This is a genomic window from Sphingomonas sp. BK036, assembly GCF_004216825.1.
GTDB lineage: Bacteria > Pseudomonadota > Alphaproteobacteria > Sphingomonadales > Sphingomonadaceae > Sphingomonas.
Genome location: NZ_SGXR01000003.1, coordinates 556,273 through 569,245, shown reverse-complemented (window position 1 = coordinate 569,245; position 12,973 = coordinate 556,273). Strand labels below are relative to the sequence as shown.

The 12,973-nt window shown below is 64.8% G+C and carries 14 protein-coding genes and 1 tRNA gene; 4 read left to right on the top strand and 11 right to left on the bottom strand.

What is annotated here, in order from left to right; genetic code table 11:
• Nucleotides 1–125 precede the first annotated feature (125 nt).
• Nucleotides 126–1,196 (bottom strand): PA0069 family radical SAM protein, encoded by a 1,071-nt coding sequence (locus tag EV283_RS02750; protein WP_130322470.1) that lies wholly within the window; start codon nucleotides 1,194–1,196, stop codon nucleotides 126–128.
• Between the two features lie 174 nt (nucleotides 1,197–1,370).
• Here EV283_RS02750 and EV283_RS02745 point away from each other — a divergent pair, with 174 nt between their 5' ends.
• Nucleotides 1,371–1,568 carry a hypothetical protein gene (locus tag EV283_RS02745; protein WP_082445022.1) on the top strand — a complete coding sequence of 66 codons (198 nt, stop codon included), beginning with the start codon at nucleotides 1,371–1,373 and terminating at the stop codon, nucleotides 1,566–1,568.
• A 36-nt stretch (nucleotides 1,569–1,604) separates the two neighbouring features.
• Here the strand turns inward: EV283_RS02745 and EV283_RS02740 are convergent, their stop codons facing one another.
• From EV283_RS02740 to EV283_RS02730, 3 genes are all read right to left on the bottom strand, one after another.
• A complete protein-coding gene (locus EV283_RS02740) occupies nucleotides 1,605–2,999 on the bottom strand; it encodes a carboxylesterase family protein (RefSeq protein WP_130322468.1) in 1,395 nt (464 codons plus the stop codon).
• Between the two features lie 117 nt (nucleotides 3,000–3,116).
• Nucleotides 3,117–3,497 (bottom strand): hypothetical protein, encoded by a 381-nt coding sequence (locus EV283_RS02735; RefSeq protein WP_242615754.1) that lies wholly within the window; start codon nucleotides 3,495–3,497, stop codon nucleotides 3,117–3,119.
• Between the two features lie 297 nt (nucleotides 3,498–3,794).
• A complete protein-coding gene (locus EV283_RS02730) occupies nucleotides 3,795–4,220 on the bottom strand; it encodes an organic hydroperoxide resistance protein (RefSeq protein ID WP_056411515.1) in 426 nt (141 codons plus the stop codon).
• 120 nt (nucleotides 4,221–4,340) lie between these two features.
• On the opposite strand from EV283_RS02730, the gene EV283_RS02725 reads away from it, so the two are divergent.
• On the top strand, nucleotides 4,341–4,802 hold the full coding sequence (locus EV283_RS02725; protein WP_130322466.1) for a MarR family transcriptional regulator: 462 nt from the start codon (nucleotides 4,341–4,343) through the stop codon (nucleotides 4,800–4,802).
• A 154-nt stretch (nucleotides 4,803–4,956) separates the two neighbouring features.
• Here EV283_RS02725 and EV283_RS02720 read toward each other — a convergent pair.
• Nucleotides 4,957–5,032, bottom strand: a tRNA-Ala gene (locus EV283_RS02720).
• 236 nt (nucleotides 5,033–5,268) lie between these two features.
• On the opposite strand from EV283_RS02720, the gene EV283_RS02715 reads away from it, so the two are divergent.
• Nucleotides 5,269–6,462, top strand: coding sequence for a DUF2171 domain-containing protein (locus EV283_RS02715; protein WP_130322464.1), 1,194 nt, complete (start codon nucleotides 5,269–5,271; stop codon nucleotides 6,460–6,462).
• A 141-nt stretch (nucleotides 6,463–6,603) separates the two neighbouring features.
• The gene (locus EV283_RS02710) at nucleotides 6,604–7,593 is read left to right on the top strand and encodes an NADP-dependent oxidoreductase (RefSeq protein WP_130322462.1); all 990 of its coding nucleotides are present in this window, start codon (nucleotides 6,604–6,606) and stop codon (nucleotides 7,591–7,593) included.
• 124 nt (nucleotides 7,594–7,717) lie between these two features.
• Here EV283_RS02710 and EV283_RS02705 read toward each other — a convergent pair whose 3' ends face one another.
• The 6 genes from EV283_RS02705 to EV283_RS02680 are packed head-to-tail and all read right to left on the bottom strand — an operon-like array spanning nucleotide 7,718 to nucleotide 12,854.
• A complete protein-coding gene (locus EV283_RS02705; protein ID WP_130322460.1) occupies nucleotides 7,718–8,686 on the bottom strand; it encodes a magnesium and cobalt transport protein CorA in 969 nt (322 codons plus the stop codon).
• A 38-nt stretch (nucleotides 8,687–8,724) separates the two neighbouring features.
• Nucleotides 8,725–9,519 carry a MetQ/NlpA family ABC transporter substrate-binding protein gene (locus EV283_RS02700; RefSeq protein WP_130322458.1) on the bottom strand — a complete coding sequence of 265 codons (795 nt, stop codon included), beginning with the start codon at nucleotides 9,517–9,519 and terminating at the stop codon, nucleotides 8,725–8,727.
• A gap of 8 nt (nucleotides 9,520–9,527) precedes the next feature.
• Complete coding sequence (locus EV283_RS02695) at nucleotides 9,528–10,190, bottom strand: methionine ABC transporter permease (RefSeq protein WP_130322456.1); 663 nt, start codon at nucleotides 10,188–10,190, stop codon at nucleotides 9,528–9,530.
• On the bottom strand, nucleotides 10,187–10,921 hold the full coding sequence (locus EV283_RS02690; protein ID WP_130322454.1) for an ATP-binding cassette domain-containing protein: 735 nt from the start codon (nucleotides 10,919–10,921) through the stop codon (nucleotides 10,187–10,189). The genes EV283_RS02695 and EV283_RS02690 overlap by 4 nt, the downstream gene beginning before the upstream one ends.
• On the bottom strand, nucleotides 10,918–11,949 hold the full coding sequence (locus EV283_RS02685; RefSeq protein WP_130322452.1) for an LLM class flavin-dependent oxidoreductase: 1,032 nt from the start codon (nucleotides 11,947–11,949) through the stop codon (nucleotides 10,918–10,920). Before EV283_RS02685 ends, EV283_RS02690 begins: the two co-directional genes overlap by 4 nt.
• Nucleotides 11,949–12,854, bottom strand: a complete 906-nt coding sequence (locus EV283_RS02680) for an alpha-L-glutamate ligase (RefSeq protein ID WP_130322450.1) — start codon at nucleotides 12,852–12,854, stop codon at nucleotides 11,949–11,951. The genes EV283_RS02685 and EV283_RS02680 overlap by 1 nt, the downstream gene beginning before the upstream one ends.
• Nucleotides 12,855–12,973 lie beyond the last annotated feature (119 nt).

Sequence of the window (12,973 nt, the reverse complement as noted above, 5' to 3'; positions counted from 1 at the left end):
GATCGCGATCCGGGCTAGCGTATCGCGATCGACGCCGGGCTATCCTCATCCTCCCCTGGCGGGGGAGGATGGTTGATCGGTACCCGCACCGTTCGGTCGATCGTCAGCCCGTCACGCCCGCGCCCTCAGAACAGCTCCCCCTGCGGCCCCTTCGGCGCGCGGAACAGGTCGCTCCGCAGCGCGATGCGCTCCTGGTTCAGGCGATGTTTGGCGCAGGCGATCCGAAATCGCGTCGTCAGCAGGTCTGCCCAAGGCCCTTGTCCCTTCATCCGCGTGAAAAAGTTCGGGTCGTTGTCCTTGCCGCCGCGCAACGACGCGATCGTCGTCATTACCTTCCCCGCGCGATCGGGGAAATGCTCGTCGAGCCATGCGCGGAACAAGGGGGCCACTTCGTGCGGCAGGCGCACGGGGATGAAGAACGCGCGGGTCGCACCCGCTTCGGCGGCGCGCGCGATGAGAGTTTCGATCTCGTGATCGGTGATCGCCGGGATCACGGGGGAGATCGACACATAGACCGGCACCCCCGCATCGGCGAGTTTGCGCACCGCCGCCAGTCGCCGCTCGGGATGCGGCGCACGCGGTTCGACTGTCGACGCGATCTTCGGATCGAGCGAGGTGATCGACATCGCCACCGCCGCCAGCCGCTTCGCCGCCATCGGTGCCAGCAGGTCCAGGTCGCGCACGACTCGGTCGGATTTGGTCGTGATCGTCAACGGATGATCGGTCTCTGCCAACACCTCGATGATGCCGCGCGTGATCCGCCAGTCGCTCTCGATCGGCTGATAGGGATCGGTGTTCGTCCCCAGCGCCATTGGCGCGGCGACATAACCGGGCTTGCCCAGCTCCGCGCGCAACAGCGTAGCGGCGGACGGTTTGGCGAACAGCCTGCTTTCGAAATCAAGTCCCGGCGAGAGGTCGTGAAACGCATGGCTCGGGCGCGCGAAACAATAGATGCAGCCATGTTCGCAGCCGCGATACGGATTAATCGAGCGATCGAACGGGACGTCGGGCGAGGCGTTGCGGCTGATGATCGTCCGCGGGGTCTCGACCGTCACCGTAGTGCGAAGCTTCGGTGCGATCCCGTCGATCCCCTCGCACATGTCGAGCCAGTCGCCGTCCGGCTCGGTCTGCGGCAGGTTGAAACGCCGGCTCTCGTCGTTGCGTGTTGCGCCGCGAACTGGTCGACCCGTTGTCATCGATCAACAATACGCCAGCGACGCGAACAAAGATAGAACAAAACAATGGGACGCACACCGTAACAGAGCAGAAATCTTGATCTAGGTTTATTAAACTTGTCAGCCATTATAAAGACTTGCGTGCCGGACGAATGAGCGCTCGCGACCTGCCGGGATATCGCTTAGGGCGGCGGGATGACGGGACAAATTACCACGGTGGAGCGGGCATTCGAACTGGCACGGTCGGGCGAATGCGAGTCGGTCAATGCGCTGCGTCAGCGGTTGCGGCGAGAGGGCTATGACGCAGTGCATCTTCATCTGCACGGCGCGTCGATCAACAAGCAGCTCGTCGACCTGATCCACGCGGCGCGTGGCGGGTCCGCCCTCGCATAGGACAGCGCCCGCGGCGCAGCAGGGACGGCGCGGGTTCTAACGCTTGTCCTCGACCAGTGCCGCGCCACCGCTCGAGTCGAGCTCGAGCATTTTCGGCGCGCGTGCGCTCGTTGCTGGCCAATGTGGTAGGCCCGCCCCGTTCGGATCGCCGCGCTTCACGAAATTGACTAGGTAGCTGCTCGCGGTCCGGCCCGCCGCCCGGTCGGCCGCACTGGTATTCGTGCCATATTTGATCGCGGCGGTATCGAAGAAGAACGGAATGTCGGATGCATGCGATGCACCAGCGGTCTTGTCGGTCCGTGCCGATGTCGCGACATAGGAGAACCGGTAATAATAAATCGGCACGCCTTTCGCGGCGAGCAACGCCGCGGTGTCGCGCGCGCCCTCGATCATATAGCCTTGCGGACCGCCGATATCGTCGCTGGTCGCGCCGATCATTACCGGAACCCTAGCAAAGTTTCCCGCTTCATACGCCGCGACCGGATCGACCGCGATGCGGCCGTCGACGACGGGCTTGCTGTAGGTTTGCGGTCCCGAGCCGGGGGTGAACATCGCCGCCAGGTTCAGCCCGTCGGTCACTTGATCCGCCGAAAGCCGCCGAAGCTTTGCGAGCGCCTGCGGATCGTCGGGCGCGATCCCCTTCGACTGCGCGAACGCAACGCCGACCGCCTCGGCAGACTCGATCGTGCTGGCAGGCCCGGTCCCGGGGCCGCCTGACATCACCACCGCCTTATTGAACGTCCCGCGGGCCATTGGTGACGTCAGCAGCGTGTGGACCGACATGCCGCCCGCGCTCTCGCCGATGATGGTCACATTCGCAGGGTCACCACCGAACGCGGCGATATTATGCTGTACCCATTTCAGCGCCGCGAGCTGATCCATATAGCCGTAGTTGGCGAGCAACCCCCGATCCGGATCCTCGCGGGTCAATCGCGGATGCGCGAACGTGCCGAACCGGCCGAGGCGGTAGTTGAAGCTGACGACCAGGATGCCCGACTTGGCGAGCGCGCTGCCCGAATATGTCGGCGGCGATGACCCGCCATTGACGAAGCCTCCACCGTAGATCCACACCATCACCGGCAATTTGGACGAGGCACCGACGGGCTTCCACACATTGGCGTAGAGGCAATCCTCGGCCGGCGGCGTGCCAAGCGGCGCGGCATCGCTCGGGAAAGGCTTTTGCATGCAATCATTGGCGTAGCGGCTCGCGTCGCGTTCGCCCGTCCAGCGTGCGACGGGCTGGGGCGCACGCCAGCGAAGCGGCCCGACGGGCGGCGCGGCGAACGGGATACCCTTGAATGCGATGATGCCGTCGGTAGCGCGCCCGCGTAGCTTGCCGCTGTCGAGTGCGACGTGCGTCTCGACCAACGTTGTTTGCGCGAGCGCCGAACTGGCCAGCAGTGTTGCCACAATGGCTAAGGTCAAACGCATGGCAAAATCCTTGGGACTGATCGGGACGACCGGGTCAGCCTAAGGATGCGTCCGCCACGATGCCAGACGATCCGTTCTGGAAAATGGTAGGGCCGGCCGTCCGGCCGGCCCCAGGAATCAGGCCTTCTTGCGCGCGCGCTTCGGGCTTGCAGCAGCTTCGGTGTCTTCCTCTTCGTCCGGCGTATCTTCGCCGGCTTCGGTCAGCGCCTGTCCAAGCGCCTTCAACTTCTCCTGCGACGAATCGGCCTTCTCGGCGATCTTCGTCGTCGCGGTGCCCAGTCGGTGCAGAAGCGCATGGACGCGGTCCGCGTCGGGCGTGTCCTTTTCGAGCTGCTTGCGCAGCGATCCGAGGTCGCGCAGGATACCCTTCGCGCCCGAAACGTCGCTATCGGCCAGCGCTGCTTCCCAATCCTCGACCATGTCGGCTCCCTTGGTCGGCTTGGTCGCATCCAGTCCGCGATTGATTGCGTTCATCGTTCCGGCGAATTTAATGGCCATGTCATTCTCTCCACGAAGCCTGTGTTGGCGATCGTGAACGCGGATGCATCGCTGTAATGTCCGGCCCGATCGGACTACTTCATTGCTCTCGATCAAGATGAAGACAGAAACCGCGCAAGCCGTATCCTAGGTTGCTTTTCAGGGCCGCCCGCAGCGCCGCTGGCGGGGACTGTCGCACACCGGGAAGCGTACGCAGTCTGCAAGACGATGCCTCATCAGAACGGATTACAGATCGTAAAGCGGTGCAGCACACAGCGCTGAAGCGCCATGTCCTGCACCGACATCGTGTTAAAGGCCTCAGGCGAGCGTCAGACCCACATCGACATTGCCCCGCGTGGCGTTCGAATAGGGGCAGATCTGGTGAGCCGCATCGACAAGCTTCTGCGCCTCGTCACGCTCGAGGCCCGGCAGCGATACCGTCAGATCCGTCGTGATGCCAAAGCCGCCCTCCGAGCGCGGGCCGATGCCGACCTTGGCCGTGACCGCGACGTCTGCAGGCAGCTTCATCTTCAACTGCTGGCCGGCGACCTTCAGCGCACCGATGAAGCACGCGGAATAGCCCGCCGCGAACAACTGCTCGGGATTGCTGCCATCACCGCCTGCGCCGCCCAGTTCCTTTGGCGTCGACAGGGCAACGTCGAACCGGCCGTCCTGCGACCGCGCGTGACCGTCACGGCCTCCGGTTGCGGTGGCTTCGGTGGTGTATTTTACGTCGATCGACATTCCGGGTCTCCAATTGCTTATCGCGATAATCATTTAGGCGCGGCCGACCGCGCTGTCCAGTATCATTTTGCGCGATAATCATTTGCGTGGTAGGCAGCTGGTCTAGAAGGAGCCCGTCTCGTGTCCGTCCCACTTCCACTCGACGACCAGCTTTGCTTTTCACTCTACGCTGCGACGATCGCGATCAACCGCGCGTACAAGCCCGTTCTCGACCGGCTTGGCATCACCTACCCGCAGTTCTTGGTCCTGCAGACGCTCAACGAAGCGGAAGATGGTCGTTCGATCGGCGCGATCGCCGAGCGGCTCGCGCTCGAGCCGAGCACCATCACGCCGCTTGCAAAACGCCTCGAGGCCGCAGGACTTGTCACACGGATCCGCAACCCGGCCGACGAACGCGAGGTCCGGGTCCGCCTGACCGATGCGGGAAGGGCGTGCTGGGCCGAGACGGGGTGCCTCGGCCCGCTGATCGTCGAGCGATCGGGAATGACGCCGGACCGGCTCGCATCGCTAAATGCCGAGGTGGCGGCGCTTCGTCAGGCGCTTGCGCTCAAGCCCGGGGATCGGCCAAGCATCACGGAGTGACGGCAATGCGGGTCTGGCGTGTATAGCATACCGGCTGACCGCGCCGATAGATTATTAGTGCTGGAGACTCTGAGACGGTAATAGGCTGGCGGCACCAACGATGCTGCGTCACTGGCGGCTCATCTCAGACCAAACTGTGTCGGTCACCGTCGCGTGGTGGAGCCGAGGGGAATCGAACCCCTGACCTCTGCAGTGCGATTGCAGCGCTCTCCCATCTGAGCTACGGCCCCGCGCGGTTGGCCATAGGCCATGATCGCGCCTTAACGGGTCGATTTGGGGGATGCAACCGGGTTGTAAGACCGGGTCCGCCTGACCTGTAGCACGTCGTCGCAACGCAGCTTCGTGTCGCCGTCAAGTTGCCACAAACACAGGAACAATCAAAGGGATCGGCGTTTGTAGACGGTGGAGTGCACGGCGTCGCGTCCGACGACACCGGCAGCCGCAGGACAGCAATTAGGAGGTTCCTATGGTCTACGAACGCAATACCCGAGATCGCCAGTCGGGCGACTATTATGGTCGGCCCAACTCGCAGGATTACGGCCGCGATTTCCGGTCCGATGGTGGCGATTACGGTCGATCCAGTGCGCGCGACTACGCCGCAGCCGGTGAATATGATCGCGACGGCAACCGCGGGCGTGACGACCAAGGCAATCGTGGCCGCTATGGCAGCGAGCAGCGCGACGAGGGCGGTCGCGACTATTATGGCGGCCACAATGATCGCCAGCAGCCGACCGGTGGTGACCGCTATAGCCAACCGCAGTCGGGCCAGTCGCGCTACGGACAGCAGGCCTATGGGCAGCGTGGCCAAGGCCCGCGCGATACCGAATATCATGGCAGCTATGCATCGGATGGTCATCGCCTCCAAGACGTCGGCCGCAACCGCCACGCGGACGACGATAATCGTCGCAGCGGGCCGCGCGGCGACGATCGCGGCTATGGCCGCCAGCCGCAGGGTTACGACTATGACGATCGCGGCTTTATCGCGCGTGCGGGCGACGAAGTGCGTTCGTGGTTCGGCGACGACGAAGCGGAGCGCCGCCGCGAAGCCGATGCACGCTATGACGAGCGGTCCTACGGCAATCCGGGCGATCGATCGTCCGGCAACCGTTCGTCGAGCACGCACGACGATCATTACCACAATTGGCGCAGCACGCAGATTGCCGCGCTCGACCGCGACTATGACGAGTATCGCAACGAGAACCGCACCAAGTTCGAGAATGAATTCTCGTCGTGGCGCACCGAGCGTCAGGGCCAGCGGAGTTCGCTGTCGCAGGTCACCGAGCACATGGAAGTCGTTGGTTCCGACGGCAGCCATGTCGGCACCGTCGACAAGGTGAAGGGCGACCGCATCCTGCTGACCAAGAATGACCGCGATGCGGGCGGCGTGCATCACTCGATTCCGTCGCGCTGGATCAAGACCGTCGATGGCAAGGTGAACCTGTCGAAGTCGGCGGACGAAGCCAAGGCGGCATGGAAAGAGGAAGAGCGCAACTCGGCGATGTTCGACTATGGCGACCGCACCGGTGGCGACAAGAAGGACGCCAGTACAACTGGTTACGCTTCGACCACGCAGGCCGGCAGTACGACCACAACGGGTGCGGGATCGACCACCAGCACGACTTCGGACACGCTCGGCAAGTCGGGATCGGGCACGTACTAATCGCGTGAACGCATCGGCCGGTGTCGTCTGACACCGGTCGGCAAGGAGCCCGGGCGGAAACGTCCGGGCTTTTTTGCGGGTTGCGCGACGCGTGCGTTTCGCCATACCCATAATACGAATATTCAAGACAGGAGCAAAGCTATGGCCCGTGCATGGAGCCTGAAGACTCGTCCGCAAGGCATGCCCAAGCATACCGACTTCGCCATGATCGATCTCGACCAGCCGACGCTCGGCGCCGGCGAGGTCCGTATCGCCAACCGCTGGCTGTCGGTCGATCCGTATATGCGCGGGCGGATGAACGACGTGAAGAGCTATGTCCCGCCGTTCGCGCTGGGCGAGGCGATGCAGGGCGGCGCGGTCGGCGAAGTCGTCGAGAGCAACGACGACGGCATCAAGGTTGGCGACATGGTGCTCCACATGGCCGGCTGGCGCGACGAGGCGGTCGTGCCCGCCGCGCAGGTCCAGAAGCTGCCCGCGCTCGACGTGCCGCCGCAGGCGTTTCTCGGCCAGCTCGGCATGCCGGGGATGACCGGCTATTTCGGGCTGCTCGCGGTCGCCGACGCGAAGGGGGGCGACACGGTGTTCGTGTCGGCGGCGGCAGGTGCGGTCGGCTCGACCGTCGTGCAGGTCGCCAAGGCCAAGGGCATGACGGTGATCGGATCGGCCGGCGGCGCGGAGAAATGCGCGTGGGTCAAGTCGCTCGGGGCGGATGCCGTGATCGACTATAAGGGCGACGTGCCGGTGGTGAAGGCGCTTGGCCGGGCGGCGCCGAAGGGCATCGACGTCTATTTCGACAATGTCGGCGGCGAGCATCTCGATGCGGCGCTGGCGCATGCGAACCTGCATGCGCGGTTCGCGATTTGCGGGATGATCGACGTCTACAACAGCGGTGCGGCGACGCAGCTCAAATATCTCGCGCGGCTGATCGGCAACCGCATCCAGATCCGCGGCTTCATCGTCAGCGATTTCATGAGCCGCGCCGAAGAGTTCTACAAGGACATGGGCGGTATGCTGACCGCCGGGACGCTCAAGCGGCAGGAGACGGTCCATGAGGGTCTCGAGACGATGCCCGACGCGTTTCTCGGGCTGTTCTCTGGCGGCAACACGGGCAAGATGCTGGTGAAGGTCTGAGAAGTACGGCCGGGACGCACCGCCTAGGTAAGTATCCCAGCCGCATCCTTGTTCTCCCGCGAAGGCGGGAGTCCAGTCTGGGTCCCCGCCTTCGCGGGGAAACATGCTTTTGTACGCGACCTCCCTACAGCCACTTCGCCTGTTTGAACTTCAGATACAGCGCGGAGCACACGACTCCGATCACGCCCAGCACGACGAAATAGCCATATTGCGTCTTCAACTCGGGCATGTGCTCGAAATTCATGCCGTAGATCCCCGCGATCGCGGTCGGGACGGCGAGGATCGCGGCCCAGGCGGCGAGCTGGCGGGTGATCGCACCGGTGCGCTGCTGTTCGAGCAGATTGCTGAATTCGAACACCGACGTCAGCACTTCGCGGAGCCCCTCGACCATCGTCTGCACGCGGCGGACGTGATCGAGCACGTCGCTGAAATAGGGTTTCGCCTCGGTATCGATACACGGCAGGTCGAGCCGGACGATCTTCCCCGCGACCTCGCCCATTGGCCCGAGGATACGCTGGAAGCGGATCATCTCGCGTCTTAATCCAAAGATCCGGACAATTTCGTCGCGGCCTAGGAAGGCGTCGATGGTGCGTTGTTCCATGGCGAGCACCTCGTCCTCGATGCTCTCCATGATCGGCAGATAGCCGTCGACGACATAGTCGAGGATCGCGTGGAGGACATAGTCGACGCCGTTGATCAGCAGCGTCGGTGCGGCCTCTAGCTGTTCGCGCAGCGCCTTGTGCGAGCGCGCGGAGCCGTGGCGGACGCTGATGATATGGCTGTGGCCGACGAAGATCGCGGTCTCGCCATACGCGATCCTGTCGCCCTCTAGCTGCGCGGTGCGTGCGACGACGAACAGCTGGTTGCCATACACGTCGACCTTGGGCAGCTGATCCGCCTTGACCGCGTCCTCCACCGCGAGCGGGTGGAGGTTATACTGCTGCTGCAGCGTCCGCATCTCGTCGTCGGTCGGGTCGCAGATACCGATCCAGACGAACTCGGAGCGATCCGCGGGGCAATCGACCTTCTCGTCGATCGAGACCGCGCGGACCCGCTTGCCGTGACGATAGAGATACGCAGCGACGACCGTCATGGAGCCTCGGAGTTACACGAACGAAGCCCGCGCCGGTATCAGAACGCCGGCAGCACCGCACCCTGATAATGCTGCGCGATGAACGCCTTGGTCGCCGGACTGCGCAGCGCCGCGATCAGCTTGACGACGCGCGGATCCTTGTCGCCGCCCGGCAGGCCGACGACGAAATTGACATAGGGGCTGTTCTTGTCCTCGATCGCGAGCGCGTCGCGCACCGGGTTGAGCTTCGCATCGAGCGCGTAATTGGTGTTGATGAGCGCCAGATCGACCTCGCCGAGCGTGCGGGGCAGGGTGGCGCCCTCCAGCTCCTTGAACTGCAGGTTCTTCGGGTTGGTCGCGATGTCGTTGAGGCTCGACAGCGGATTGGTCGGGTTCTTCAGCGTGATCAGCCCGGCCTTTTGCAGCAGCAGCAGCGCGCGGCCGCCATTGCTCGGCTCGTTCGGGATCGCGACGGTGGCGCCGTTCGGCACCTCAGCGATCGTCTTCCACTTGCGCGAATAGGCGCCGAGCGGTTCGACATGGACGCCGGCATAGGTCACCAGATGCGTGCCGCGCGAGGCGTTGAACTCGTCGAGATAGGGCTTGGTCTCGAAATAGCTGACGTCGATCTGCTTCTGCTCGACCTGGAGGTTGGGCTGCACATAATCGTTGAAGACGCGGATCTGGAGATCGACGCCCTCCTTGGCGAGCGCGGGCTTGATCGATTCGAGGATCTCGGCATGCGGCACCGCGGTCGCGGCGACGGTCAGCGTCTTTCCGTCATTGGTCTTTGCGCCACCGCACGCGGCGAGCGCGAGCAGCGAGAGCGTGGCGAGCAGAGTGCGGCGGTTCATGAATATTCCTAGCGGCGGGTAAAGTGGCGGACGAGCGCGTCGCCGGCATATTGGATGATCTGGACGAGAACGACCAGCAGCACGACGGTGACGACCATCACATCGGTCTGGAACCGCTGATAGCCGAACCGGATCGCGAGGTCACCGAGCCCGCCGGCCCCGACCACGCCCGCCATCGCGGTGAACGAGACGAGCGCGACCGCGGTGACGGTCGCGCCCGCGATCAGCCCGGGCAGCGCCTCGGGGATCAGCGCGCCGGTCACGATCTGGCGCGTGGTGGCGCCCATCGCCTGGACCGCCTCGATCGTGGTGCGGTCGACTTCCTTCAGCGATCCCTCGACGAGACGCGCGTAGAAGGGCGCAGCCCCCACGACGAGCGGCGGGATCGCGCCCGCGACGCCGAGCGAGGTGCCGACGAGCATGACGGTCAGCGGGATCATCACGATCAGCAGGATGATGAACGGCACCGAGCGCAGGATGTTGACGAGGATGCCGAGCACGGCGTTGGCGACGCGGTTCTGCGCCAGCCGGCCCTGGCCGGTGAGGAACAGCAGCACGCCGAGCGGCAGCCCGAGCGCGATGGTGAGGATCAGCGATCCGCCCAGCATGATGAGCGTGTCGAGGCACGCCTGGCCGATGTCGGACCAGTCGATGTTCGCGAAGAAGGTCATGCTGCGAGGGCCGCGAGCATGCGCTTGGTCGCCGGATGCGCGGCGTTGGCGAAGATGTCGGTGACGGTGCCGGTCTCGACGACCTGGCCGCGTTCGAGCACCGCGACGCGGTCGCAGACGTAGCGGACGACGTCCATTTCGTGCGTGATCAGGACGATCGTCAGCCCGAGATCGCGGTTGAGGTCGCGCAGCAGCGTGAGCACCGAGCGCGTGGTTTCGGGGTCGAGCGCGCTCGTCGCCTCGTCGCACAGCAGGATGTCGGGATCGGTGGCGAGCGCACGGGCGATGCCGACGCGCTGCTTCTGGCCGCCGGACAATTGGGCGGGATATTTGGCGGCGTGATCGGACAGGCCGACCCGGTCGAGCAAGGCGGCAACCTTCGCCTCGCGCGCCGCTTTGGCGACGCCGGCGAGCACCAGCGGGAAGGCGACGTTCGCCGCGACCGTCCGCGAGGAGAGCAGCCCGAAATTCTGAAAGATCATGCCGATCCGCCGCCGGAGCGCGCGGAGGTCCGCCGCCGACAGGCCTGCGACGTCGATGCCATCGACCTCGACGCGGCCCGACGTCGGCCGTTCGAGCGCGTTGATCAGCCGGATCAGCGTCGACTTGCCCGCGCCCGATTGACCGATCACGCCGAACACGCCGCGTGGCGGGATCTCCAGCGACACGCCGTCGAGCGCCGCCGCATCGCTGGCCGGGTAGGTTTTGACGACATCGGTGAGGCGGATCATGCGGACCCCATGACCTGCACCGCGAACCGCTCCATTTCCTCGGCCTGCGGGCTCATCTGGAGCAGCAGCAGGTCGAGCCCGGCGGCCTCATACTCCGCGATACGCTCCTTCAGCTGTTCGGGCGTGCCGACCAGATTGGGGCGCAGCCCGCGGTTGGAGACGGAATATTCCTGGATCTTCAGTTCACGTTCGAGCTGCGTGCCCGACAGCCACTGGTCGAAATTGGCATAGCCTGCGGGCAGTTCGGTGACGCTGGTGATACGCTCGAGCTCGCGCTTCGCCTCCGCCTCGCTGTCGCGGACGATCGCATAGGCGGCCATGCCGTATTGCATCGGCGCGCCGCCCCCCCTCTTTTCATTGGCGGCCGCACGCCGCGCCGCCATGTCGGCGATCTTCGGCGCGATCGCGTCGGCCGGGTCGCCATGCATGACATAGGCGTCGCACTGCGCGGCGATCATCGCCTTGGCCTTCTCGCTCTCGCCGCCGGCATAGACGGTGGGGCGCTTGACGGGCTTGGGCGAACAGATCGCCTGCTCGGTGGTGTAGAACTGTCCGGCGAAGTCGAACCGCTCCTGCGTCCACAGTCCGTCGACGACGGTGAGCCATTCGGCGGTGCGCGCGTAGCGATCGTCATGCTGGTCGAACTGGAGGCCATATTGCTTGGCCTCGTCCGCCCACCAGGACGACACGACGTTGAGCGCGAGCCGTCCGCCCGAGATCCGGTCGATATTGGCCGCCGCCTTGGCGAACAGCGCGGGGTGGTGGAAGTTCGGGCGAACCGCGACCATCAGCTCGATGCTGTCGGTCACCGCCGCCAGCGCCGCCGCGGTCGACCATGCATCGAGTGCGGGTTGGTCGACGCCCTTGATGTCGTTCAGGTTCAGCTCGGCGATCAGCGTCAGGTCATAGCCCCAGCGCTCCGCATTCTGCGTCAGCGCCTTGGTATAGGCCCAGCTCGCCTCCATCCCCTCGTCGGGGACGTTGCGAAGCCAGCCGCCAAACACCGGAGTCCAATATCCATAACGCATCAGCGAGCCTTCCCAATCTGTTCGATCAGGTAATCGACGAGCCGGTCGTGCGGATCCCAGCCGAGCGTTTCCAACGGCTTGGCGACGAAGTTCGACAGCGCGTTGATGTCGTAGAAGCGCGCGACGCCATCGCGGTCGTCGATCATGACCTCGACCCCGCCGACATCGAGATCGACCGCGCGGGCGATCGCCTCGGCGGCATCCTTCAACGTCTGCGACGGCTCGACCGCGGCCATTTTGATCCCCGAGCCGGGGATAACGCACGCATCCGCCGGGCAGAGATCGAACGCGCCGCCGCCGGCGACCTCGATCGCATAGAGGAACTTGCGGTCGAGCGTCTCGATCCGGGTGATCGCGCCACCCCGGACGGGGACATATTCCTGCACCAGCAACACGCCGTCGACGCTGCTTGGCAGGCCGCTATCGGCGACCGCGGTGCGCAGGTCTTCGAGACTGTCGAAGCGGATGATGCCCGCGCCCGATCCGCCGATATTGGCCTTCACGACCAGCGGGAAGCGGAGCGTCTGCGCGGCGGCGACGACGTCGGCGGCGCGGTGGACGACGCGCGTCTCGGGGATCGCGAGGCCGAGCGACGCGATCAGCGACAATTGCCGCGCCTTGGAGGCGTCGATCGCGAGCACGTCCGCGCCGTTAATCACGTCCGCACCGGTGCGGCGCCAGTGATCGAGCATCGCCATCGTATCGAAGATCGGGTGCTCGTCGTTGCGCAGGAAGCTCGACATCGCGATCCGGTTGAACACGACGCGGCCTGGGGCGGTCTGGTCTGCTGGGTTCCAGAAGCCGTCGGGCGTGGCGCGCGAAAAGTCGACGCCGCGGCGATCGAGCGCGGCGAACAGCGGTTCGAACCAGAGCGGGTGCTCGTAGAGAATGGCGAGATCGGTCATCGTCCGACGGATACGCATTGCGCGCGGGTGTGCAAACCCAAGCAATAGTTTGGGGTGCGCAATTTCGCGTCGTCCCCGGTTGCGGTTCTGGGCTGCCGTTCTGGGCTGCCGTTCTGGGC

Coding starts and splice junctions, on each gene's coding strand:
- EV283_RS02750 (WP_130322470.1), bottom strand. CDS start 1,196: ATGACAACGGGTCGACCAGTTCGCGGCGCAACACGCAACGACGAGAGC.
- EV283_RS02745 (WP_082445022.1), top strand. CDS start 1,371: ATGACGGGACAAATTACCACGGTGGAGCGGGCATTCGAACTGGCACGG.
- EV283_RS02740 (WP_130322468.1), bottom strand. CDS start 2,999: ATGCGTTTGACCTTAGCCATTGTGGCAACACTGCTGGCCAGTTCGGCG.
- EV283_RS02735 (WP_242615754.1), bottom strand. CDS start 3,497: ATGGCCATTAAATTCGCCGGAACGATGAACGCAATCAATCGCGGACTG.
- EV283_RS02730 (WP_056411515.1), bottom strand. CDS start 4,220: ATGTCGATCGACGTAAAATACACCACCGAAGCCACCGCAACCGGAGGC.
- EV283_RS02715 (WP_130322464.1), top strand. CDS start 5,269: ATGGTCTACGAACGCAATACCCGAGATCGCCAGTCGGGCGACTATTAT.
- EV283_RS02710 (WP_130322462.1), top strand. CDS start 6,604: ATGGCCCGTGCATGGAGCCTGAAGACTCGTCCGCAAGGCATGCCCAAG.
- EV283_RS02705 (WP_130322460.1), bottom strand. CDS start 8,686: ATGACGGTCGTCGCTGCGTATCTCTATCGTCACGGCAAGCGGGTCCGC.
- EV283_RS02700 (WP_130322458.1), bottom strand. CDS start 9,519: ATGAACCGCCGCACTCTGCTCGCCACGCTCTCGCTGCTCGCGCTCGCC.
- EV283_RS02695 (WP_130322456.1), bottom strand. CDS start 10,190: ATGACCTTCTTCGCGAACATCGACTGGTCCGACATCGGCCAGGCGTGC.
- EV283_RS02690 (WP_130322454.1), bottom strand. CDS start 10,921: ATGATCCGCCTCACCGATGTCGTCAAAACCTACCCGGCCAGCGATGCG.
- EV283_RS02685 (WP_130322452.1), bottom strand. CDS start 11,949: ATGCGTTATGGATATTGGACTCCGGTGTTTGGCGGCTGGCTTCGCAAC.
- EV283_RS02680 (WP_130322450.1), bottom strand. CDS start 12,854: ATGACCGATCTCGCCATTCTCTACGAGCACCCGCTCTGGTTCGAACCG.